Origin of the sequence: Paenibacillus mucilaginosus 3016 (assembly GCF_000250655.1) — a bacterium.
In the GTDB taxonomy this organism is placed as follows: Bacteria; Bacillota; Bacilli; order Paenibacillales; family NBRC-103111; genus Paenibacillus_G; species Paenibacillus_G mucilaginosus.
This window is the reverse complement of record NC_016935.1, coordinates 3,892,829-3,915,148: the sequence shown is the minus strand read 5'-3', so window position 1 is coordinate 3,915,148 and position 22,320 is coordinate 3,892,829. Positions and strand designations below refer to the sequence as shown.

Genomic DNA, 22,320 nt, shown 5'->3' with positions numbered 1-22,320 from the left:
TCCTCCCCGTCTCCAACGCGGATGCGCCGCAGCCTGCGGCACCGCTTTCTTTTGGAAGCGTACCACAGACTTCCGGGAGAAAACAGATCACTTTCCTTCGATTTGTGATAGATTTCTACCCATTAAAATGTGATCGTGTGAGCGAATTTGTGAGCATCTTTTTTAAAAAAACCACCAGCCGGAGCCAGTAGGGGATTCGTCATTTCTTCGCAACTGAATTGTGATCCGGCACGGCCTTCTCGATCGCAGCCCATCATATAGCCGCGCAGGCGAATAGTAATGTTAATTATGAACAAGCTATTTATATGCAGCTGGAGGTGGTGGTGCTTGTGGAAAAAAAGAATGAATTAACATTCCTGCATTGTTTACTTTTGCTCTCAATGTTGATATTGCCTTTTTTGATGAGGCGGCCGGATAAAAAAGATTGGCTTCTTGCCTATGTCTTTAATGCAGTCACCAATGTTTTGTTAGATAAGATTACAACAAAAATGAAATTAATAACGTACCCAACTCGTTTATTACCTAAGATATTTAGAATTCATATCCTATTTGATTTAGTGCTATATCCCATTGCTACTGTTATATATAATCAAATGTCAAACAAAGGAAAGGATAATTTACTATCTATCGTCAGTAAGGTGTTCTTTTTTTCAGTCCCACTTACGCTTTTCGAGATTTGGGATGATCGGAAAACGGGATTGATAAAGTGGAGCGCTTGGTGGAAATGGTATCACACATTATTTAGCGTCAGTTTGAAATCCCTAATTACAAGAGGCTTGGTTGAACTCTATAGACGGCGGAGGAGACTCGAAACCTAACCCGGTAATAACGTAAAAAGCGCCCCGCCATATCGGCAAGGGCGCTATATTCTTTTTCTTCGCAAAAGCGTTATGATCCAGCACAGCCTTCTCGATCGCGGAGCGGATCTCTTCTGAGGAAAGGGTAAGGCCGATATCGTTCAAATATGTAAGATCATACTGCCCAGCTTCCTGCAACTTCTTTTCGCCACCCAGCCCCTTGAACGCGGCCTCTTCTCCGCCTCTTATTCTACGAATCGGACGCTTCCCTTCTCTTTCTGGCTTCGTGAACCCAATGGTTCAGCCGTTGAAAGGCCTGGACCGCCGCCGTTTCCGCCTGCCCTTCATTCGCCGGCAGGAGCCCTCGCCTCTCGCGCAGATAGGCCTCCACGAACTCTTCTTGTTTGCGCTTCTCCTCCGCTGTTGCCATGTTCCTGCACTCCTTGTCCACATATTCTTGTTGATTACCTTGTATCGTAACGCCAAGATGTTAGGAAAAGATGAGCTCGGGCATGGCAGTTCCTGGCTGTACGCTGATCTCCGTCCAGGCACTCTTCCGGTCCACTGCCGCCTCGGTCGTGATCCCGGGTTTAGCCGGCTCCGTCCGCCTCCAGCAGCTTCAGCAGGGACCAGGCCTCTTCGTGTTCTGGGCCGGCAGCTGCGGCTCTTCGGGCCCATTCGAGTGCGGCCGCTTCCTCCCCGGTCTCGTAGCAGCAAACCGCCGCCGCATGTAGCAGGCCGGGGTCAGCCTCTCCGGTCTCTCCGGTCCCTGCCTCATCGCTCAGCACCTCCAGGTAGTAGCCGAGCGCTTCCATGTAGGCTCCCATCTCGAACAGCAGCCCGGCACTCAGAGCCGCGAGCTTCCGCTTTTCGTCCGGATGCATCGTGTAGTAGCCTTCCCACATGCGGCGGATGCCCAGACGCAGGTCTTCCTGCTCTTCATCACTGGTCTCCGGGAGCAGCTCCTTCATCCGGCCCGCCCCCCGGAGGAACCATTCCGCATCGTAGACCCCGAGCCGCCAGAAGGCGAGCAGCTCCTGCATCTCAAGTAAGGACAGGCGTTCTTCGTACCCGAGCTTCAGGCTGAAGTAGTCGTCGGGCCCGAATCTGTCGACGGATCGGAGGTAAGCCAACCGGGTCTGGATGTGGGCGGCCGCATTCGGCAGGCTGAGGATGCACCCGACATTCAGGTTCCTGTAGTGATGGCCCGGGAAAAGGCACAGCGCGCCTCTGCCTTCATACACCTGGCGGATCGCATGGTAGTTGGCCGTCAGAGAGAAGCTTCCATGGCGGACAATCCGCGGGGGCACCGCGAAGATCCACGGCTCGAGCCGGTGGTCGCCTTTGTCCGCGGTGAGCAGCACCATCCCCTCCCCGGACAGCCGGACGAGCCGTTCCAGACAAGCCAGGCCGGCCGCCGGGAACAGAATGTGCGAGTCTTCGAGCTCCTGACGGTAAGTCCGGATCACTTCGGCATAAGGGTACGACGCCTCTTCATACTGCGGCGCCCGGTCGTAGGCATAGCTGGGCTCGGCTCTCAGCAGCTGCTCAGCGGCACTCTCCGCTAAGGCTGACTCCGGCAGCTGCAGATCCACGCGGCACTCGTACACGTTCCCATCGCCAATATAGAGCAGCTCCTGCGGGATGCTGTCGAAGAAGTAATTCGCCAGCGCAACCAGCGGCTGCACGAGCTTCCCCGGCCCGATCCGCTCCCCGGACAGCTCCAGCAGCAATTCGCCGTCCTTCACTGCGTCGAAGAGGGCAAAGTCGAGCACACCCGCTTCCACCCAAGGACGAAGGCCGGGGTGCTCCCGCCAGAAGGCGATGCTGCCCGGCGCAAAGTCGCTCAGCACATAGCGCAGCCGAGGCAGCGGAAGTCCAGCGTCCGCCTGCAGCCGCTCCAGTTCGTGCAGCACGTGGAACGCCAGCCGACCTGAGCCCGCACCGAGCTCCAGCACGGTCACCGGCTCGGTCAAGTGCCCCTGCGCCGCCCGGTCCTGCAAGAAGCCGAACAGGATGCCGGCGTACACAGAGGCGATCATGGGATTGTTCGTGATGTAATACGGGACCTGCCCATCCTGCCAGGCCCGTATGCCCTGCTCTTCATAATAAGTCCGCTGCAGCTCCCAGAGCGGGGATTCGCTGAAGCGGCAGCTGTTTTCGTCGTTAGAGGTCACTTGTTTTTACCTACTTTTCTATTGAATACGGGAACCCTTCATTCATAACTATACTTGTATTTGGGGATCATTTCCTGGAATGCGATGCTTTCTATGTATTTCTTCGGCGCCCGGCACAGATAAGCATCTGTGATGACTCCGGCGATTGCCTCCCAATCGGCCCCCCGATCCAACCTCATGCCAATCCAGCCGAGGCGGCCGACATAGGGTGGAATGAAGTACATCTCGGGCTCCGATTCTGCCAGCATCGACTGCACGCCTGACGGCGCCGCGCACCACAGCGCAATCCGTTCGTCCCGATGGTGGTTGTGGTGATATGGAACGAATGACTTTTTGCAGCGACAAAGAAGGTCGGCGCCCCATGAATTAATCGCTCGTTCGTTCCGGGGAAGGAGAGGCCGTACGCGCGAATCCGATCCAGCAGCTCCGTCGTCCTTCCCGCTACATTTCATCTACCCGATGAGGCACATCAAGCTCCTTCAGGCTTACGTCGAGTTCCTCTTCTTTGTTTAGATGTAAACCTTTTATTGGTTATATGCCTCGTACATTTGTTCCAGCTGCTCATTCAGCCGGTCAAACCGAACAAACCGGTTCTCTCGCATATATTCCTTTCCCTCAATGATCAGAAGCAGGGAAGGAACGGTAAAAACCATAAACTTTGCCGCTACCGCCTCTACCTTACTTGCATCAATGTGCCCCAGCCGGATAAGCGGATAATGATCCAGCAGCTCCTTAAGCTTAGGTAATAAAGCGTGACACACGTTGCAATCCGGCCGGGAGATGTACAAGAAACTCCATTCGTTCTCTTCGATAAACGCTTCAATCCTCTCCAGCGAAGTTAACTCATCCAGTTTTGTCATAGGGGTTCCCCCTTGAAGGAATGTGCTTATAGGCTAAGCATTATATCGCACCAGCCGAAGGAACTCCAGTTAAAACCGCAGCAGGTGAGGAAAGAAGCATCGCGTCTGACCCTTGGGATGAAACTCAAAAGGATGTTCCCCGTCATCTGTGACTGGAAAACATCCTTTTGTAAAACCTCATTCTTTGCCCTTAACGTACTCTTGCTTCTCTCACTCCTTACCGGCTCAGCGCCTTATAGATATTCGCTTCCCCGGTGCCGAACAGAGGGTCCTGACCCGATTTGCCGAGATCCACGGCCGTCTGCTTGATGAGCGACTGCACCTGGGCCGGCGTGTACTCCGGATGCGCGGCCTTGATCACACCCGCAATGCCCGCCACCTTCGGGGCGGCCATCGAAGTGCCGTGCAGCAGCGCATAGCCGGAAAGGTTCGAAGTGAAGTAAGGCTCGAGGTACGTCGGCCAGGTGCTTAGCGTACGGTAATGGAAATCGCGCTCGTCCAGATTGCGGCTTGCATCGTAGACCGGACCGTTGTCACCGCCAGGGGCGGCCACGTCAATCGTGCTGCCGTAATTGGAGTAGAACGCAATGTGATCTGTGGACCATTGGTTCGAAGAGGAGACGTTGATGACGCCCGGAAGCGTCCCCGGCACTTCTCTCACGGCGCTCTTGAAGGTGAAGCCCAGCTCTCCGTACGATTGGTTCATATAGTCCACGACGGCATGCGCATCATTCAGGTTCAGCTCCTCGTTGCCGGCGGCGGCTACCACCGTCACATTGCGGCTTACGGCATACTGCACCGCCCGCTTCCAGAGAAGCATGTCCGCCACGTCGCTGTACTTGAGCCCTTCGTAGGTGTAACGTGCGATCCCGTCAAAGCCGCCGATCGACATGTTGATGACGTCCACCTTGTCGTTGGCCGCTTGCACGATGGCTGCAGCGATCCAGGAAGTGGGGGCTCCGCCTTCCGCGGCGAATACGCGGTACGAGCGGATCCCGAGATCCGGACCGACGCCCTTCACCTTGCCGTTGGCCGCTATGGAGCCGGCCACATGGGTTCCGTGACCGTCGCGGTCCCGGATATCGTTCGGGTCGCCCTTCTCGCTGGCATCGACCCCGGCCGGAACAAAGTTCATGCCGCCGAGGAAGTTCGCCTTGAGGTCCGGGTGGTTCGCGTCGATGCCCGAATCGATCACGCCGACTACCGCTTTGTGCCTGACCGTCCCGTCCGCATGCTTCGTTCCGCCGGTCTCCAGCTTATAGGAAGCGCCGTTATTCGTAACCCGCTGGATGTCCCATTGATACGGCCAGTACGTTTCGGCGTTCTGCGGGATATCGGTCACCGGCAGGCCGTCCGCACCGGCGGGGTCCGGATCGAGCTTATGCACCATTTCGCGGTTGGCCGCCCGGATGCCGGAGACGCCGCTGAGATTCGACAGAAAGTCCGGGCGGTCGGATTCCACTTCAAGGCCGCCGAGTTCCGGCAGGGCCCGCAGCACTTTGCCGCCTGCTTTCGTTACAATCGATTCATAGTTTGCGGGAAGCGAAGACTGAAACGCGATCACATAGGTATGTTTCTGGGATACCGGGGCGGCCGGTTTGGAATACCCGACTCCGGCAAGCAGGCTGGTGGCAACCAGCAGCGAACTTACGGCAGCAGCGACCTTTGTTCTCAAATTCTGTTCCTCCCTGTGCTGGAATAAACCGCTTGCAGCGGCTTTCATAGGAGTATATCAGGTTTGAGGCAAATAGCTTGTCCGTTTGTGTCGAGGCGAAGGCGTCCTTTTGTCGCAATTTTCCAAATATGGGCTGAGTCGTCTGTTCTACCCTTTCACGGCCCCTCCTACGGACAACTATTGAGAAGAGCCGCCGACGGATTCCCCTTCCAATCACGGCAGCTCTCGAGCTCCTGTTCCGATACCCGTTCCTCGCCATTCGTGACGCTGATATGTCGTCGGGTGAAAAGCCGAGGAAGGCGCAGCGATGAGTTTCGCTATGGCTTCCTCCGTACGGCAGCGCCGGTACCAGGTGTCGGACCATTCGTTCCAGCTGTCCCGGATCTTATTCGTTGGCGCGTCGATCAGACCCACCTTCATTCGTTGGGATAAGTTCAATGTACGGCGAAGGAGCTTTTTATCGCCCCCAAGTCATCGGACATCGACATATAATCCGTCTTCTTCTCTTCGTCATCCAGACTGAACTGCACGTCAGAAGGAGTAACGAAAAGAAATACGCAGCCCTCCCTCTCGCCGACTTGGGTGATATGGCTGCCTCCCAGCTCCAGCAGCTGCTGCCCTTCCACTTCCCAGCTCTCTTGTGACAGAACCAGGCCCTTCTTGCTGACGAGCACCTGGTAGTCGGCCTCGCCCGTCTGCAGCAGCCCTTGGCGGAACTGCTCGGCCAGCATGACGCCAAGCTTCTCCTCGGCTTTCGCCGGCTCTAGTTCTGCCTTCTCATGGGGAACCTTCGGGCCGCAAAAGGAGCTGAACCGGTAGAGCAGCGCGCCCTTCAGTTCCACCGGTTTGACCGTAACTTTGGTGCAGCTGCGCCCGGTCGGGTCCGTGCCCCTCACCTGGCTGAGCGTGGCCTGGATGAGGGTACGCTCGCCGAAGATCCGGCTGAGCAGCTGCGGTAATTGAATGTCCTGGAATGTCCTGTCAAGAGCAAAGCCTGTTCGCAGCATTTCGTTATCAGCCCTCCAGGTACGAGGGCTGTTGAGCTATTTTTTCGAATAGAGGAACTGTGATGCGCTATTCGCCGATTCCAGGGGCATCGGCAGGAAATAGAGGAACTGAGATGCCTTATTCGCTCCCTTTCCCCGATTTAGGGGAGATTTGGACTTCTGTCAATAAAGTAGACACAAAAATGAAGGAACCCTTTAACGCTAAGCTGCTCTTTGTTCATGGTACATCTGTTCAAAGCGATGAGGCGTTTTATAACCCAAAGTGGAGTGGCGCCGTGTTCGGTTGTAGTAAAACTCGATGTAATTATAGAGTTCATCGGTTGCTTGTTTACGAGTTTTAAACTTGGTTTGGTACACAAGCTCTTTTTTCAATGTACTGTGAAAAGACTCGATACACGCATTGTCATAGCAGTTCCCTTTTCGACTCATGCTGCCGGTCATGAAGTAGTCTGCCAGCCGTTCTTGGTAATCACTGCTTGCATACTGAGATCCGCGGTCGGAGTGGTGGATCAAGCCAGGGGCCGGTTTCTGACGCTTGTAAGCAAGCTCCAGGGCTTCGATCACGAGCTCCCTAGTCATCCGCGCGCCTGTAGCCCAGCCCACGATTTTACGTGAATATAAGTCCATCACACTGGCTAAGTATAGCCAGCCTTCGCCAGTGGCGACATAAGTAATATCTGTTACCCAGACCTTGTTGGGTGCCTCCACTTTAAACTGCTGATTTAGGATATTGTCATGAACAGGCATGTTGTGGTTGGAATTGGTCGTTGCTTTGTATTTTCCAACCGTAATCGACTTAAGACCCATCTCTTTCATAAGGCGACTGACCGTTTTTGAGGAGACAGCACAACCGTCTTCCTCTCGCAGAATCGCAGTAATCACGGGGCTGCCCGGGCGCTTCTTCAAACGGTAAAAGTGATGCCGGATGCGTTTTTTCAGCCACATCCGGTGCTTTTCCCGTTTACTAGGCTTGTGTTTTACCCACTTGTAATAGCCGCTTCTGGATACTTGTAAAACGGAGCACATCTTCTCGACACGGTACTGGAAGCGGTGTTTATAAATAAACGAAAAAATCAGTCCCGGTCTTTCGTGAAGAAGTGCATTGCCTTTTTTAAGATTTCGTTCTCCTCTTGCAGTTCGCGGTTTTGCTGCTCCAACTTTTTTAGTCGTTCGTAATCCACAAAGACTTGTGATTGTTCCGAAGCTGCACTTTTCCCGTACTGTTTGATCCAGCGGCTTAAGGTACTTTTCGGAATCCCAAGTTCCCGGGCAATCTCAATTGGCTTCTTCCCCTCCTTCTCTATATGTTCCACTGTTTTTTTCTTAAACTCACTGTCGTAACTCTCCCGCTGCTGACTCATGGCACACCTCGACCTTTGTTCGTTTGTCTTTATTATAAAGGTCGTTCCTTAAGTTGTGTCCACCGTTTAGTCTACTTCCAATTTAGGGGGCATAAGATACCTGAGTTCCGCTATTTGGCCGTGGGCCCTGTTTTGTGGGCGAATAAGGCACTACAGGAGTCACTTTCATAATTCAAAACCCATGCCGTAACTGGCTTTCAGGGCAGAAAAAAAAGGAGTACCTACCCAAGTTATTGAATGTATGGTTACCACACCACACTCAAACGAAGGAGGTACTCTTTTGTATACTATTCGTCAAGAAGAGCTGTTTTCCCTGCAAGAGCTTATGGAAATGGCACCAGAAAATAAATACAGCATCGTTTTCAAAACGCTTGACCTCTTACCTGCACTGCGCGTGCTCAACAAGAGAACGCACAGAGGCCGGCCAGAAGAGCTGAACTATGCGGCCATGGTATACGCTATGCTCATTGGGACCATTGAACGTATTCCGACCACAAAAGATTTGCTGAAGCGCTTGCGGACAAATGAAGAGTTCCGCAGGACTTGCCGTTTTCGCGGATCCGACGCTATTCCTAGTGAAGCTTCATTTTCACGGTTGTATACAAAACTCGCCGACTCCGGTGTGCTGTGGGAGCTGCAGCGCCAAGTCATTTCCCTCGCCGCTGCGGCGGGATTCGTCTCTCCCAGTTTTATTAGCTTTGACTCCACCCATGTAGAGGCAGAGGAACGCCAACCGCGTAAAGAACAGGAAGTGGAATCGAAGGCCGAGTCTAACGAACAACCTGTCCTTGAAATGGAACACTCCCCATCCACCAGCGCTAAGCGTCTGGAAGACCCGCGGAAGAAATATAAAAGGGGTGCGCCTACGAAGGCAGAGGCGGAGCGCCGCCGTTTGGAAAGAGAAGCATGGGAAGCTTCTTTGCCCCTGTTCGAACGTAAACTCGAGGATATGCTCCCTTACACATTTGAGCAGCTCAAACCGCTGATTCCTATACATCCAAGTACGAGCAGTAAAAAAGGCTCCAATGGAAAACTCATGTGGTGGCATGGATACAAACTGCATATTCTCGCAGACAGTAAAGGGCATTACATTTTGAGCGCCCTCTTCAGTTCCGCTCACGTAAATGACGGACGGCTGGCGATTCCGCTGCTAAAGAAGTTTCAAACCGATTTTCCTGACTGGAAGGTCAAACACGCCTTGGCTGATGCTGGATATGATGTTATGGCCGTCTACAAACAAGTAAGGAGCTTGGGAGCCTGGCCTCTAATTGACTATAACGAGCGAGCGAAAAAGCCGCCGGAAGGATTGAATGAGAATTTTCACCCGGTGTGTCAGGAAGGGCACTCTTACGTATATGACAGCTTCGATGCCAAGAACAAAAGCTTAAAATTCACTAGGCCCCAAGAGTGCAAAGCATGCCCGCTAGAAAAAAGCGGCAGGTGTCAAAGGGTCTATAAAATCAAGGTAGAGAAGGATCTCAGACGATTTACCGTACCAGCCAGGGGCAGTAAATCTTACAAAAAAATATACAAGAAACGGACAACGGTTGAGCGAATCTTTGCCTATCTGAAGGGTTACTACGGACTGGGGGCGTCTAGGAAGCGCGGTAAAAGAGCTGAGGTTGACGCCGCCCTGAGTGTTCTTAGCTACACGCTTTGTCAATATGCTGTTGATTGCATGCGCCAAAAACAACAAAAACAGGCAGCCTAAAATTTAGCCACCTGTTTTAAAAATAGCGTTTTAGAAATTCTGCCTTTTCGAAGACAGAGTGAAACAATTATGAAATACCCTCTACAGTTCCGTTATTTTGCAGCGGTGAGTCCGGCGGGGCAGCGCAGGCAAATCAGCGGACTGGTGATACGCCCATCCCCCACTAGTTCAGCCATTCGTCGGCGGCAGCGGAGCGATATCCGGCAAACGGTTCGGGACTTCGCTCTCGCAGATCGCTTCGTTCACCAGCACGCCCTCTCCCCACCGGGGCGCCCGCAGCATCAGCCGCTCAGTCTCGAACTCCTCAGAAAACGGTATCAATATGGGATTCAAGCTCATGCTCCCGCCCCCACTCACCAGAAATTCCCATAAAGATACCATATCTGCTGTAAAGTCATCAATAACAAAAAGAAGGGGTCCGAACGAAGCCCATAAGCCGCTGCCCTCCAGGTGGAAGACAGCAGCGTTTCTGACGAAGCGGACGGCCGGGGAAACGCTCGGCCGGTCATACGCCCAAGCGGGACACAATTACAGATAAACCCGGATCCACAGAGCACTTCGGCTCCAACAGCCTGCCTCACCATACCCGGGCTCTGATTTCATCCCGTCATGCCTCTGCTCTCCATCGTCAAGCCCTCACCACCGTCACACCCTCCGGCGCGGTAATATCCGAGTGTACGGTGCCGTCCGGCCGCTTCGTATGCTTCACCCTTACGATGCCGTGCGGGGTCGGGAAGGTGCCCTCCGCCCATGTCAGATCGCCCAGCTGCGGAGCGACACGGACGGTCCGGCAGCCCGGCTCCAGCGGACGGATGCCGAGCACATACTCGGACAGCCAGGCTGTCGGTCCCGAGGCCCAGCCGTGGCACAAGCTGTGCCGGTAGCCCTGGTAGCAGTATCCACCGTAGGAGCCGTGCACGTCGACCTTCCCTTGGGGCGTCAGCTCGTCGATCCGCGCTGCGTTGTTCAGCCACTCGATATCGAAGTCCTCCCAGAACGTGGTCGCCCCAAGCGAGAGCATCCCGCCCCAATAGGACCGGATGCTGTCCAGGCTGCCTTGAATATCCCCCGCCTCGCCGCGTGCCTTAAGGATATAGTAGCCATAGAAGGTCGAATAGGCCCTCGGCGAATCCGGCGCGATCACCTCTCGGTTCGCCTGCTGAGGGTCGAGCAGTCCGACCAGAGCCTGCAGGGAGGCCGCCTGCTTGCTGTGATTATGATCCGGCAGCGCCTGTCGAAGCCTGGCCTCGGTCTGCCGGCAGAGCTCCGCCGTGTCATGTTCCTCCATCACCCCGCACAGCTTGGCTCCCGCCATCATGCACCAAATGAACAAGGCATGCGTTCCCGCCCGCACGCCTTCCGGGTTCGTGGAAGAAGGCCAATCCAGGAACGGATTCGGAATGTCCGCGGTTCCGTCCTCAAGCACGCAATCCGCCAGCTGGCGGAGCAGCCCCGTCATATAAGTCTTTTGCTCCAGCAGATACTCCAAATTCCCGTTATGCATGTACCAGTCGTGATGCACAAGGACCCACCAGATGGAATACGTGGGGAAGGTCGTCATCCAGTCCGGCAGCGGGCTCTCGTCCCGGATGAAGTCCAGACTCCGCGGCACGACCTCATGAGACCCGAACACAGCCTGCAGTGTCGAGGTCTCCGGGTGCATGTCGCCCGTCCACACCAGCCGGTCCCTTTTGATGCCGTCCCACAAGTAATCCTGCATATTCAGATGCACGGTATAGGCGCCTGCTGCCCAAATCCGGTTTAGCAATTCGTCGCTGCAGCGGAAGCTGCCCTTATACTCGAGATCATGCATCACCGCCACGGCACGAATGCTAAGCAACTGGATGAAGTGCCCTTCGTCCAGAAAATCAATCCGGACAAACCGGAACCCGGTGTTCCCGAGCTCTTCGGCCCCCATGAAGCTGACTTCGAAGATCCCGTCTCTCACGGCATGATTGTTCGTCGCATTCGTCGTCCCGCCCAGCTCGCTCATCGCTTCCATCGCCGATTCCCCGAACCGGACCCGAATCCTGGCCGTTCGCGTATCCTTCTTGCTGCCGCCTGCAATGCAGATCTGTACCCCTCCATGGAGCTCCGTGCCAAAATCAAGCAGGATGCCCGGAGCGTTCCCCTCATGGCGGAAAATACACGCCTTCTCCATGGACGTGCTCAGCACCGACTGGCCGTCCCGGCCTGTCAGCAGCAGCTCCGCGCGTTCGATCGCCGGGCTCTCGTCCTCCGACTGCCATACGATCCTGACCGGATCGATGTAATAACGGGTTCGCGGCTCCTTTGTTACCTTCAAGGCTTCCCATGACGGAATCATGCTGAAGCTCCCTCCTCATTCCCTGATTTTCACATCCTGATCTTCCTTCCACGACCTTGATCCCAGCTGTGTTTACTGCTTCCTGTACCAGGGCAGCCGGCCCAGCGGCACGTCGATGAGCAGGTTCGCAGGCCCAACCACCACACTGCCGTCATCTCCCGCCCACGTACCGGCCGGGAACATCACCTGTCGCGCTCTCGCCCCCCGGGTCACCACAGGAGCCACAAGCAGCGTGCTGCCCAGCATGAACTGATCCTGGACGGCTTCCATGCCTTCCCCCGGGAATTCATAAGCCATGTGGCGCAGTATCGGCTCTCCGGTGACGGATGCTGCCTTGGCAAGCTCCCGAATTTCAGATCCGAACCGCGCGTGCAATCGGGCCGCTTCGATGCAGTAACGCAGGTACTCCTCATCCAGAACCCGCCAAGGGGCTGCGGAGAACTGCATCATCGGGAACAGGGCGGAGCACTGGGCATAACGCACAAACAGCTCAGGATCCAACCGGTCCACGGAGAAGCTCTCATACTGCCCGCCGCCAATCATATCGGGGCAGGTATAGGCATAGCCGAGAAGACCCTGCGCCAAGCCGTCCGGGATCAAGCTGTCCAGACCATTGCCTTCCCATTCATGGTTCTTGTCCTTAAGCCGCTGAGCCAGGGGCTGTCCTGCGAGCTTCCAGCAGGCGCGGTATTCATTGAGGGGATAGCTCAGCCCGATCCTGGCCCATGCCTCGCAGTGGCCGTTGCGCGTGGTGCCGGGGACATAGCTGAGGTCGTCCGGTTCATAGAACTCCGGATCGCCGGCATCGAACTTGAAGCCGTCAATCCCATAGTCTCGCTGAAGCGCTTCCAGCTGTTCGTGAATCCACCGTACGGCCTGCGGGTTGGTGCAGTCGAGCACCGCGCTGCAGCCGTTCCACCATTTTCGAATCGCCGTCCTGCCGCTGCGGTCCTTCAAGAGGATCCCAGTCGGCTCCAGCCTGCGAAAGGTAAGCGAATCCGGACTAACGAAGGGACACACCCAGAGCATCACCTTGAAGCCCATGGCATGCAGCTCCTGAACCATACGCCCAGGGTCCGGGAACCGGCCGGAGTGAAACGTCCATGTCCCGTAAGGCTCATGCCAGTTGTCGTCAATCATGATCACACCCGGAGGCATCCCATGGGCGAGCACATCTCCTGCATACTGCAGCACCTTCTCCTGCGTCGGCTCATACAGCAGCTCGATCCACAGATTGTATTGGGGAGCGGTGAACAGCAGTTCTTCCGGAATCGAAGGCACCGGTGGAAAAAAGGTGCGGGATGCATAGCCGTACGCCCCGCGCAAAGTTTCATAGCCCTCGCCCTGGATAAGCGGTCCCGGGCCGATCACTTTCAGATGGCTTCGTTCGAACGCGAAAGCAAAGGGCTCCCCGCTCCACACATAACGGCCTTTACTCGAAATCAGTAAGGGGCAGGCTTGATTTCCCCCCAGGTCGGTGGCCAGGTCCACGATGAACAAGGACGAACCATAGGGCATGCTTCGTCCATCGGCCGTCCGTCCTCCCCACCAATACTCGTCAGGCAGAAGCTCAAGCACGAGCTCTTCATTCGTCACACCTATCACTCCCTCTCTACTACACATGAGCTTACATCCGGACGCCGGGGAGGACAATCTTAAAGTTGTGACTTATAATATAACAATATTGACTTTGGCAAGGAGGAACATTGAGCTGTGCTAACCCCTGCCTCGTATGGATTCCGAAATGAAGATCGTTCGATATTGACTATCGACTCGATTGGCTGGCAGACCATCAACAGCCCGGCGTACAGCTTTGCCGGTGAAGAGCGGCCGGACACCGGACATGTAATTTTCCAGTACACCCTCAGCGGTCAGGGCTGCATCGAGTATGAACAGCAGAGCTATCCCCTGCCGAAGGGTTCCGGCTTTCTGATCAAGGTGCCGGGCCGTCACCGATACTATTTTCCTGAAGGGGGAGAACCATGGGAGGTGATCTGGCTGAATATCCGGGGCGAAGAAGCGACCCGCCTCTGGGATCTCGTCACTGCCCGGGAGGGGCCGGTGATCCGAAGAGAGACCGACTCTCCGGTGATTGAAGGCTTCTGGAGGCTCTTCCGGATGATCGCCGAAGAGAAGGTGACCGACAAGTACCTGCTCTCCGCCCAGGTATACGAGTGGATGCTGACCTTGGTCCGAACGAGCACGGATGACGGCAAGGAAATCAGCGAAACCTCCAGTACAATGATCGAAAAGGCCAAGCGGTACATGAAGGAGAATTACGCCCTGCCGGTCACGCTGGAGACCCTGTCCGGGCACTGCGGGGTGAACAAGCATCACTTGTGCAGGCTGTTCCAAAAGTCGGAGCGCACTTCGCCGCTGGCTTACCTGCGGGACCGGAGGGTGGAAGCCGCGGTCGCCCTGCTCCGTACCACGGAACTGCCGATCCACGAGATCGGGCGGCGCTGCGGCTTCGAGAGCCCGAGCTACTTCGGCAAAGTATTCCGCCATTATATGGCGATGACCCCGAAGGAATACCGGATGAAAACGCTCGAGTTTCCTTACGATGCCATATTTTATGAGTAGAACGCCGCACGGAAAGCGGGAAACAGGCAAAGGCCGCAAGCTCGAACTAAAGAGCCGCGGCCTGAACCATGCCTGCTGCGCGATTAGCGCTCGATATCTGCCGGGCAGCCGGCAAGGGATTCGGGTCAATACGGACCGGAGCAGCTTCACCTTCACTCAAGGGTTACTCCCCGTCCAGCAGCACGATCTGGCTCACGGTCTTCCCCTCTCCGATCTCCAGACCCGTAAACCAAACCTTCGCTCTGCGTCCTTCCTTCAGCTCGGAGAAGCCCACCTGCCCTCCTTTCTCCCATACCCGGGCGGAAGCCAGCAGCCGGTACGTCACCCCATTGATGCCGATCGTGTGCATGGCGTTCACTCCCTCACCGGACATGGACAGCCCCGTCACGGTTCCCTGTGCGTCGCCTTGACTACGAGGCGCAGGCCCGTTGTCTGGCCGGGATAGCTGGTCAGCATCATCCCTTCGCTCCAGGCTTCCACGGCCGATCCGATGGGGATCTCTGCGGCCTGAAGCCGTCTGCCGTCCGCCGTTATCTCCGCATCGTCCGCCATACGGTACCAGTCGGCATCCGGCCGCGTGCGCTCCTGATCCAGAAAGCGGTCCGTCGAGACGATCAACAGCCTGCCTTCCCCGTCGATGGCGGTCACCCTGCCCGTCATGTCCGGCTGTGCCGCCAGCGTGCGGACCGTAATCTTCAGCGGAAACCGGCCGCCCGCGGCCTTGTATACCGATTGCCTGAAGGCTTCGATCTCCCTCTCTGTCAGTGTTCTATCGTGCTCGCCGATCCGCCGGACCTCCAGGTAAGCCCCCCTCTCATTCATGCCTGACCCGAGAGGCCTTACCCCGTGCTGCCGGAATACGGACTGCAGCCCGTCATGCTTCCAGAGCAGGCCCTCCAGCACCTCCGGCGATACGCTCTTCAGCGGGTCAGAGGCTTGGTCGGAGGCTTGATTCGAAGCCGCCGCTTCCCTTGCGGCTGCTTCCTTCAAGTCCTGAAGCGCCTGCTGCCCGCAGCCGGTCAGCAGCAGGGCCGTGAGAACAGCCGCCCCAGTGGTTATCGTCCACCTTGTCATCCTTCTTCTCATGCTTCTCTGCATTCGCACAACCTCCTGCCCCCTAGACTTCCTTGAGCAGCCAAAGGTTGCTAAGAATGCCGGATTCATTGCCGGCCTTCTCTCCGGACAAGGTCAAGGCGGAAGTTCACCCGGGGTACGAGGCCTAAGCCGCAGCTACACCGGTTTGCGGAACAAATACATGCCAAAGCCGAGCGTGTCCCGGCCCCAGGTCATATAGGTGCTGCGCCACCGGCGGCTGCGCTCCAGCATCGCGGGCACATCCGGATCGTCCGGCCGTTCCAGCGCATAGTCTTCGATCGATTTGGCATACAGCCATTCGTACTCGTCCCATTCATCCTCGCTCGTCACAGCGGCCCAGACCGGATGGAACCCGGCCTCTTCCCCTGCCGACACGTTGCCCGCATGGCTCGTCAGCTCGGATTCCTCCGCTCCCCCGAGCGCTTCGAGGTAAGCCGCAGCCGGCTTCATCTTCCAGTACCCTTCGCCGAGCAGCAGCATTCCGCCTGGCTTCAGCAGCCGCAAGAGCTCGCGGAGCGCGGCATCCCGTCCGCCGAGTGCATGGGAGGAACCCACGCACAGCGCCGCATCAAAGCTTCCCTCCGGGATCGTCATGACGGCTTCCTGGGCATCGCCCACCCTGTAGTTCAGCGACCCGTCCGCCGCCCGGCCCTTCGCGCGGGTCCGGCCGAGCTCCGTAATCTCCTCACTGAGCTCCAGCGCAGTCACCTTCACTCCGAACCGTTCTATGGTTCTGAGCGCCAGCTCCCCCTGCCCGGCTCCCACATCCAGAACATGGGCCCCTGTCTGCAGTCCCATCCGCTCCAGCATGCGGGCCAGCTTCGGTTCACTCAGCGGATTATAAAAAACATGATGCCGGTGGGCAATCATCGAAAATTTGTTACGGTCCATGAAATCGCTCCTCTTGGGTACTCGCTACATTGTACGGGAGCGGCTTCGGGTCCGCAAAGGAAAAAATCCGTTATACACAAAAAAACCGGAGGGCCTCCTGCGCGATGGCTGCCCTTCCGGCCGAGCCGGTCCGTTCCTTGTAGCAGCGGCCGCTCCGATTTGTCCCGCTGCGGTCAGGGGAGGACCCTCCCGATTCATGGCCCCTGCCTTGAAGCCCTTAGGGGCATTTGCTATAATTCACATTATTCCAATGCACTTGCCTGATTTTATGGGCAGACGGGAGGTTCGATTTGATCTCATTCCGAAACAACCACTACCGGTGCGCCTCTGAAATCACCCTGGAATTGATCAGCGGCAAATGGAAAATCTTGATCCTGAGCTACCTGTCAGAGAACACCTTTCGCTTTCACGAGCTTCAGAAGCTGATGCCCGGCACCACCCAGAAGATGCTGACCGCACAGCTCCGGGATCTGGAGAACGACGGCCTGATCGTACGCAAGGTCTACCCGGTTGCCCCTCCGAAGGTGGAATATTACTTGTCCGAATACGGTTGCCGTCTGGTTCCCATGCTGAAGATGCTCTGCGAATACGGGGCGGATTACGTGGAGAACTTCAACTCGGATCCCCTCCGCACGGAAGATCAACACGCCTAATGGCGTAAAGCCCATCAGAAGATCACGAACTTTGCCCCGAACCCTTTGCCTGATCCTCCTGCCCCTTGAAGCTTCTCGTTGACCTCTCCGTGCAGCAGGATCACATTCTCCGGATACAGCTTTCCGAGCAGGGCCCAGACCACAAGCGGATTATTTCCCGCAGAGATGTGATGGGTACCGCTGCCCGTATGGACCAGACCGGGTTGAGCCAGCACAGCCGCAGCCGTAAGTCTCGTGCCCTCTTCCGATGGCTGGTTCGGTCCGGCAAGGTACAGGTAACGGTGCCCCCGAAGGAGCTGTCCAAGATCCACACGATAGGCTTGGGAGCCGATCTGCAGCCGGTAGTGGATCTGTACCCGGCCTGTTTCACCCTCCGCCGGGGTCACCTCCAGCAAGGCTTCCCGGATTCCGCGTAGGTCACCCTCGTGCGTACGGCCGGCTGCCGCTCCCGCATCTGCATGACTTCGCGGTGCGGAATAGTAGTCAGGGTAGACGTAATCGAAGACCGCGGATGCCCCTACGTCTACCGTGTGCGGTACGGTCCGGACCGGATACCAGCCGAGCAGGAATCTCCGGCTGTCTGCGGGATGCCTTCCCAGGCTGGCCGGCAGGATCGTGCCGTAACGGTACTGAAAGCCGTATCCCGGCGCGGATAACTCCGGAGCCAAACCACTCTGTGCATACCCCAGAAGGGAAAGGTGGGACGGCCTGCTCATCAGGAATTCCGCAAGGAAGGCGGCCCGGGCCTGCTCCGTGTACCGAAGGCCCTTCCCCTTCCCCCGGCGCTCTATCCCGATGGGAACCTCTTGCCAATTCTCGTAAGGAAGCAGCAGGTCTCTCAACAGCACCAGCTGATGCAGATATTCGTTGAACAGCTGCATAACGGAAGGACCTCCACTTGGCCCGGTCAGGATATCCGTTACGAGGGGCGTCCACAGGTGATGATCGCACCGGCTGCGGAATCGAACCCTTCCCAGAATCGCCTTATCCGCCCGCGGCCCTTCCCCGGCCTGCTCTCCCGCCCAGCGGGCCAGGGTATCCCCGATCCTTCGTGCCTGTCCGGCAAGCTCGGTTCGCGCCGGGTCGGCAAGCCTCAACGAATCCAGCTGCAGTACCGATTCTCTCCCCGAGAGGGCGAGGCTCGCCTTCACATTGTCCAGCAAGGGTTCGTAACCGGCCGCTCCTCCAAGCTGCTCGACCACCGAGTCCAGCAGCACGGCCAGCTCGCGAACAAGATCCCTCGCCAGATACACGCCCTCGGGCAGGTCCCAGTCCCACTCCCCGCCGGGCTGACGGGTTAAGGCATTCCCCGCGGCAGGCGCTGGGTCGAGGCGGATCGGGGTTCCCCAGTTCAGGCTGTACTCCCCAACCGTTAACCGATAGTTTGACATCTTCTTCCTCCTCTCCTTCTTACCTAGCGTATCAACCTCTCCTCCGAATGAAAAGTACGCACTTTTTTGTAGGGTCGTTACGCCGCGGTGCCGTAGGCACCAAAAAGAAACTTCCCCACCCTGCCGCCTGCCGCCATCCGGGCGTCCGGAACATGCTGTACAGGCTGTATGGGGAACGGGCCTGCCCCTGCGCGAGTTATCCCTTCGGATCGTTTAACAAAAAAAACCTGCCAAAGGCAGGCTCACAGCTAAGGTCCAGTTACGCACGACTTCACCGGCTCGTCCGCCTCCAAAACCGGCAGGATCACGCAGACCGTCGTCCCTACATCCAGCCTGCTCGTTACCTCAAGCCGGCCGCCGTGCGCTTCAATAATTTTCTTGGAGACCATGAGACCCAGACCCGTACCTTTTTCCTTCGTGGAATAGAACGGCTCGCCCAGCCTGGAGATTTGCTCATCCGTGATGCCTCGTCCCTGATCCCGGATGCGCACCTGAACCTCTCTCCCTGCCGTCTCCACACCGATCGCTACTTCTCCTCCTTCCGGCATCACCTCTATGGCGTTCTTCAAGATATTGACGAAAACCTGCTTAAGCTGGTTGCCCTCCCCGCGCACCGGTGGCACCGAGCCGTATTTCGTAAGAATCTGAACGTTCTGCATGATCGCCTGCGGGTTCACCAGCGTAATCACGGAGCGCAGCACCGCGGCAAGATCGAGCCTTACATGAGAAGCGCACTGCGGCTTGGCGAGGACGAGCAGTTCATTGGTGATCGATTCGATCCGCTCCATCTCCTCTTGGAGGATCGCGAACATATACCCCCGCTCCCGGTTCTCATTCGAAGCCTCGAGCAGCTTCAGGAAGCCCTTAAGGGCGGTCAGCGGGTTGCGGATCTCATGGGCGACGGCGGCGGCCAGCTGGCCGGCGATATGCAGCTTCTCGCTCTTCAGCAGCAGCTTCTCCGTCTCCCGCTGCTCTGTGACGTCCTTCAGAATCATGTAGCTCCCAAGGACTTCCCCGTGAATCAGGATCGGCACCACCGTACAGTGGGAAGAGAGCGGCGAGCCGTCCTTGTCCAGGAAGAGCAGCTCCTTCGCATCCGATGATCCGGCAGTTAACGCCCCATCGATCATGTCCGATGCCAGGCGGATATCAGCGGAAGAGACCACATCCTTCAGCGTCATGGCGAACAGTTCAGCCTTCGTATAGCCAAGCAGATCCTCGCCTGCAGGATTGCAGTCCACGATCCGTTTGCCCGCGTCAAGCGTATAGATCGCATCCGGATGATTATGCAGCAGCGAACGGAGCCGGAGCTGGCTGTCCAGGATCTGGTACTCCGCCTTTTTTCTCTCCGAGATATCCTTCGCTATGCCGTACACTCCTACGATTCTGCCGTCGACAATAATGGGCATGTTCGTGACATTGCAGGGAATCAGCGTCCCGTCTTTATGCACGATGACATTCTCATATTTCTGGGGAACCCCGTTCGCGGCCTGCTGAAAATGATAATGCGTTTGTTCCATCGTGCTCTCATGCATGAAAGGAAGATACGACATGGTAAGGAGCTCGTGGGCACTGTACCCGGTCAGCTTGGCGGTAGCGGGGTTCACACTGAGAAAATGACCTTCGAGATCAAAGGAGAAGACGGCATCGGGGTTCTGCAGGAAGAGCGATTTGTAATGCTGCTCCCGATGCTGGGCTTGTTTCCTCTGGGCGGTAATGTTGCGGAAGAATACGGCCAGTCCCTCCCGGGTCGGCACAGCCCGGACATCATACCAGCTGTCCATCGGCGCCGGATAGTATTCTTCGAACTCCATGACTACGGAGTCCTGGATGGCTTTGTGAAAATTCGTATAGAACGAGCTGCTCACGGCCTCCGGAAATTCATCCCAAACCGTTCGGCCCGTAAGCGATTCCCGGTCGCGCTGGAGCATCTCGGCCGCCCGGTGGTTGACATAAGTGATTCTCCACTGCCGGTCCAGGGAGTAAAACCCGTCTCTTGTCTGCTCCAGAATTTCCTGTGCATCCCATTGTCCGGCGGGGCTGCCCTGCATATGTCTGTTTTCCATGGGATCACCGTCCATCTTATTCAGCTGTGGAAAGAGTTCTACATACAGACGGCGAAATCCTGCCTCAAACCGTCCTGCATGCAACCCTGCGTTCACGTTTTCCGTCTACTGGAGTAATGAAAAGTCTATATCTTCCATATAAGGAGAAAGAGATGAAAGAACTGTATAAAATAGGGGCTTATCTTGCTGTGCTGGCCCTTGCTGCCGGGCTCTGGGTTCTCTTCGCCCCGGTCGCTTCCGAGCGGCAAACCGCCTCCTTCCTCGATGCCGTGGTGGACCAAAAGTACGACGAGGCGGCGCTTCTTTACGGGGGACTCTCGGCAGACGGGAGTGCCGGAAGGTGGGCAGGCGAGCTTCGGAGAATATACGAAGAGGATGGCTTTCATCTGCACGCATACGAAGGACTCCAGGCGGAATATGATGACGGTTGTTTCTGTCACGGACATGTCAATCTGATCTTCGATGTTCAGGGGGAGACGATTCCTGTGCGCGCCATCCTCGTCTTCGGGGAGGAGTATAAGCCCCGTCAGGTGTGTGCAATCCCGCACCCCGAGCAAAAGACTGTTCCAGGGCTGAACGCATGGAATCGGCTTGTTGCCTGCGGCGGATTCGCGCGGGGGTAGCATTCGGACTGCAGAAATTATCATGAATGGAGGCGGGGATATCCATGAAAGCAGGAGCGGCAAAAGCGGCGGCGGTAAGGTGGGTTGCCGGGCAGGCCAGCAGGATCGAGGGCTTCCGCGGGGCTTACTTCAGCGGGTCGATCCTGGGGCTGTCGGATGAGGACGAACTGCCGGCAGCCTCCGACGTCGATGTGGTGGTCGTCACCGAACAGGCCGAGCCGCCGGTGAAGCCGGGCAAGTTTCTATTCGAAGGCGCCCTGATCGAAGGAACGTACCTGTCCGCGGGGCAGCTATCCTCCGCGGAGCAGGTGCTCGGCTCGTATCACCTCGCGGGCAGCTTCCGCCGGGACACGATCATCAGCGATCCATCGGGGGAGCTGCGAAGGCTGCAGCAGGAGGTGGCCGCGCACTTTGCGGAGCGCACCTGGGTAAGCCGCCGGTGCGGCGAAGCCCGCGGAAGGATCGAGTCCTGGCTGCAGGGCCTGGACCCCTCCGCCCCGCCGCATGACCGCTTCACCTCCTGGCTGTTCGCGACCGGCGTGACCACGCACGTGCTCCTCGTGGCCGCACTGCGCAACCCCACGGTGCGGCTTCGCTACCTCGCGGCCCGTGACGTGCTCACAGCCTGCGGCCGCGAAGACATCTACGGGCGGCTGCTGGAGCTGCTCGGCTGTGCCGGCTGGAGCCCGGAGCGCACCCGGGGGCACCTGCGGGAGCTGGCCCGCACCTTCGATGCCGCGGCGGCGGCCGGCAGGACGCCGTTCTTCTTCAGCTCGGACATCTCGCCGGTGTCCCGCCCCATTGCCATCGACGGCAGCGAGGAGCTCATCCGGTCAGGCAATCACCGCGAAGCGGTCTTCTGGATCGCCGCCACCTTCGCCCGCTGCCGCAAGATTCTGGCCGCCGACGCTCCGGAGCTCGGGGAGCGGCTGACTCCCGCGTTCCACGCGCTGACAGAGGACCTTGGCGTCGCGGACTGGAGCGCGATGTCGCGGCGTGCCGAAGAGGTGCTCGGCTTCCTGCCGGTCCTCTGGGACACCGCCGAGGCTATCATGACGGCCCATCCGGATATTGTGGAGAAATAAGCGAAGCGCCAAGCAGGAG

The 22,320-nt window shown here is 57.2% G+C and carries 21 protein-coding genes and 1 pseudogene; 6 read left to right on the top strand and 16 right to left on the bottom strand.

What is annotated here, in order from left to right; all coding sequences use genetic code 11:
* The first annotated feature begins 329 nt into the window (after positions 1–329).
* The gene (locus PM3016_RS38715; RefSeq protein WP_238540526.1) at positions 330–818 is read left to right on the top strand and encodes a CBO0543 family protein; all 489 of its coding nucleotides are present in this window, start codon (positions 330–332) and stop codon (positions 816–818) included.
* A 229-nt stretch (positions 819–1,047) separates the two neighbouring features.
* Here the strand turns inward: PM3016_RS38715 and PM3016_RS17005 are convergent, their stop codons facing one another.
* From PM3016_RS17005 to PM3016_RS39125, 8 genes and pseudogenes are all read right to left on the bottom strand, one after another.
* A complete protein-coding gene (locus PM3016_RS17005; RefSeq protein ID WP_013916929.1) occupies positions 1,048–1,227 on the bottom strand; it encodes a hypothetical protein in 180 nt (59 codons plus the stop codon).
* A 160-nt stretch (positions 1,228–1,387) separates the two neighbouring features.
* Complete coding sequence (locus PM3016_RS17000; RefSeq protein ID WP_014370272.1) at positions 1,388–2,974, bottom strand: hypothetical protein; 1,587 nt, start codon at positions 2,972–2,974, stop codon at positions 1,388–1,390.
* A gap of 38 nt (positions 2,975–3,012) precedes the next feature.
* Positions 3,013–3,222, bottom strand: coding sequence for a hypothetical protein (locus PM3016_RS16995; RefSeq protein ID WP_013916927.1), 210 nt, complete (start codon positions 3,220–3,222; stop codon positions 3,013–3,015).
* A gap of 276 nt (positions 3,223–3,498) precedes the next feature.
* A complete protein-coding gene (locus PM3016_RS16990; protein ID WP_013916926.1) occupies positions 3,499–3,834 on the bottom strand; it encodes a thioredoxin family protein in 336 nt (111 codons plus the stop codon).
* Positions 3,835–4,051: 217 nt separating this feature from the next.
* The gene (locus tag PM3016_RS16985; RefSeq protein WP_013916925.1) at positions 4,052–5,509 is read right to left on the bottom strand and encodes a S8 family serine peptidase; all 1,458 of its coding nucleotides are present in this window, start codon (positions 5,507–5,509) and stop codon (positions 4,052–4,054) included.
* A gap of 434 nt (positions 5,510–5,943) precedes the next feature.
* On the bottom strand, positions 5,944–6,516 hold the full coding sequence (locus tag PM3016_RS39730; RefSeq protein ID WP_014370270.1) for a hypothetical protein: 573 nt from the start codon (positions 6,514–6,516) through the stop codon (positions 5,944–5,946).
* A gap of 201 nt (positions 6,517–6,717) precedes the next feature.
* Positions 6,718–7,578, bottom strand: coding sequence for an IS3 family transposase (locus PM3016_RS39130; RefSeq protein ID WP_238540601.1), 861 nt, complete (start codon positions 7,576–7,578; stop codon positions 6,718–6,720).
* 29 nt (positions 7,579–7,607) lie between these two features.
* Positions 7,608–7,877, bottom strand: a pseudogene (locus PM3016_RS39125) (transposase); the annotation flags it as partial.
* A 280-nt stretch (positions 7,878–8,157) separates the two neighbouring features.
* Between PM3016_RS39125 and PM3016_RS16965 the strand changes: the two are divergent.
* The gene (locus tag PM3016_RS16965; RefSeq protein WP_014368491.1) at positions 8,158–9,588 is read left to right on the top strand and encodes a transposase; all 1,431 of its coding nucleotides are present in this window, start codon (positions 8,158–8,160) and stop codon (positions 9,586–9,588) included.
* A gap of 168 nt (positions 9,589–9,756) precedes the next feature.
* Here PM3016_RS16965 and PM3016_RS38710 read toward each other — a convergent pair whose 3' ends face one another.
* The 3 genes from PM3016_RS38710 to PM3016_RS16955 all read right to left on the bottom strand — a co-directional run bounded on the left by PM3016_RS38710 (position 9,757) and on the right by PM3016_RS16955 (position 13,510).
* On the bottom strand, positions 9,757–9,927 hold the full coding sequence (locus PM3016_RS38710; RefSeq protein ID WP_014370269.1) for a hypothetical protein: 171 nt from the start codon (positions 9,925–9,927) through the stop codon (positions 9,757–9,759).
* Positions 9,928–10,216: 289 nt separating this feature from the next.
* Complete coding sequence (locus PM3016_RS16960; protein WP_013916921.1) at positions 10,217–11,914, bottom strand: alpha-L-rhamnosidase-related protein; 1,698 nt, start codon at positions 11,912–11,914, stop codon at positions 10,217–10,219.
* A gap of 72 nt (positions 11,915–11,986) precedes the next feature.
* Positions 11,987–13,510 (bottom strand): glycoside hydrolase family 31 protein, encoded by a 1,524-nt coding sequence (locus PM3016_RS16955; RefSeq protein WP_014370268.1) that lies wholly within the window; start codon positions 13,508–13,510, stop codon positions 11,987–11,989.
* Between the two features lie 165 nt (positions 13,511–13,675).
* On the opposite strand from PM3016_RS16955, the gene PM3016_RS16950 reads away from it, so the two are divergent.
* Entirely contained in the window at positions 13,676–14,497 is an 822-nt protein-coding gene (locus PM3016_RS16950) for an AraC family transcriptional regulator (protein ID WP_238540525.1), read from the top strand.
* Between the two features lie 163 nt (positions 14,498–14,660).
* Here the strand turns inward: PM3016_RS16950 and PM3016_RS39725 are convergent, their stop codons facing one another.
* The 3 genes from PM3016_RS39725 to PM3016_RS16940 all read right to left on the bottom strand — a co-directional run bounded on the left by PM3016_RS39725 (position 14,661) and on the right by PM3016_RS16940 (position 16,483).
* Positions 14,661–14,870 (bottom strand): hypothetical protein, encoded by a 210-nt coding sequence (locus tag PM3016_RS39725; protein ID WP_238540524.1) that lies wholly within the window; start codon positions 14,868–14,870, stop codon positions 14,661–14,663.
* Positions 14,871–14,881: 11 nt separating this feature from the next.
* Entirely contained in the window at positions 14,882–15,595 is a 714-nt protein-coding gene (locus PM3016_RS16945) for a hypothetical protein (RefSeq protein WP_238540523.1), read from the bottom strand.
* A 132-nt stretch (positions 15,596–15,727) separates the two neighbouring features.
* A complete protein-coding gene (locus tag PM3016_RS16940) occupies positions 15,728–16,483 on the bottom strand; it encodes an SAM-dependent methyltransferase (protein WP_013916917.1) in 756 nt (251 codons plus the stop codon).
* Between the two features lie 290 nt (positions 16,484–16,773).
* On the opposite strand from PM3016_RS16940, the gene PM3016_RS16935 reads away from it, so the two are divergent.
* Positions 16,774–17,136: a winged helix-turn-helix transcriptional regulator gene (locus tag PM3016_RS16935; protein ID WP_013916916.1), complete on the top strand. Its 363-nt coding sequence runs from the start codon at positions 16,774–16,776 to the stop codon at positions 17,134–17,136.
* A gap of 14 nt (positions 17,137–17,150) precedes the next feature.
* Here the strand turns inward: PM3016_RS16935 and PM3016_RS16930 are convergent, their stop codons facing one another.
* Both PM3016_RS16930 and PM3016_RS16925 read right to left on the bottom strand, forming a co-directional pair.
* The gene (locus PM3016_RS16930) at positions 17,151–18,527 is read right to left on the bottom strand and encodes a hypothetical protein (protein ID WP_014370266.1); all 1,377 of its coding nucleotides are present in this window, start codon (positions 18,525–18,527) and stop codon (positions 17,151–17,153) included.
* Between the two features lie 248 nt (positions 18,528–18,775).
* Positions 18,776–20,593: a PAS domain-containing sensor histidine kinase gene (locus tag PM3016_RS16925; RefSeq protein WP_014370265.1), complete on the bottom strand. Its 1,818-nt coding sequence runs from the start codon at positions 20,591–20,593 to the stop codon at positions 18,776–18,778.
* Positions 20,594–20,745: 152 nt separating this feature from the next.
* Here PM3016_RS16925 and PM3016_RS16920 point away from each other — a divergent pair, with 152 nt between their 5' ends.
* Positions 20,746–21,216: a hypothetical protein gene (locus tag PM3016_RS16920; RefSeq protein WP_014370264.1), complete on the top strand. Its 471-nt coding sequence runs from the start codon at positions 20,746–20,748 to the stop codon at positions 21,214–21,216.
* A 44-nt stretch (positions 21,217–21,260) separates the two neighbouring features.
* A complete protein-coding gene (locus PM3016_RS16915) occupies positions 21,261–22,301 on the top strand; it encodes a hypothetical protein (RefSeq protein WP_014370263.1) in 1,041 nt (346 codons plus the stop codon).
* Positions 22,302–22,320: the final 19 nt, after the last annotated feature.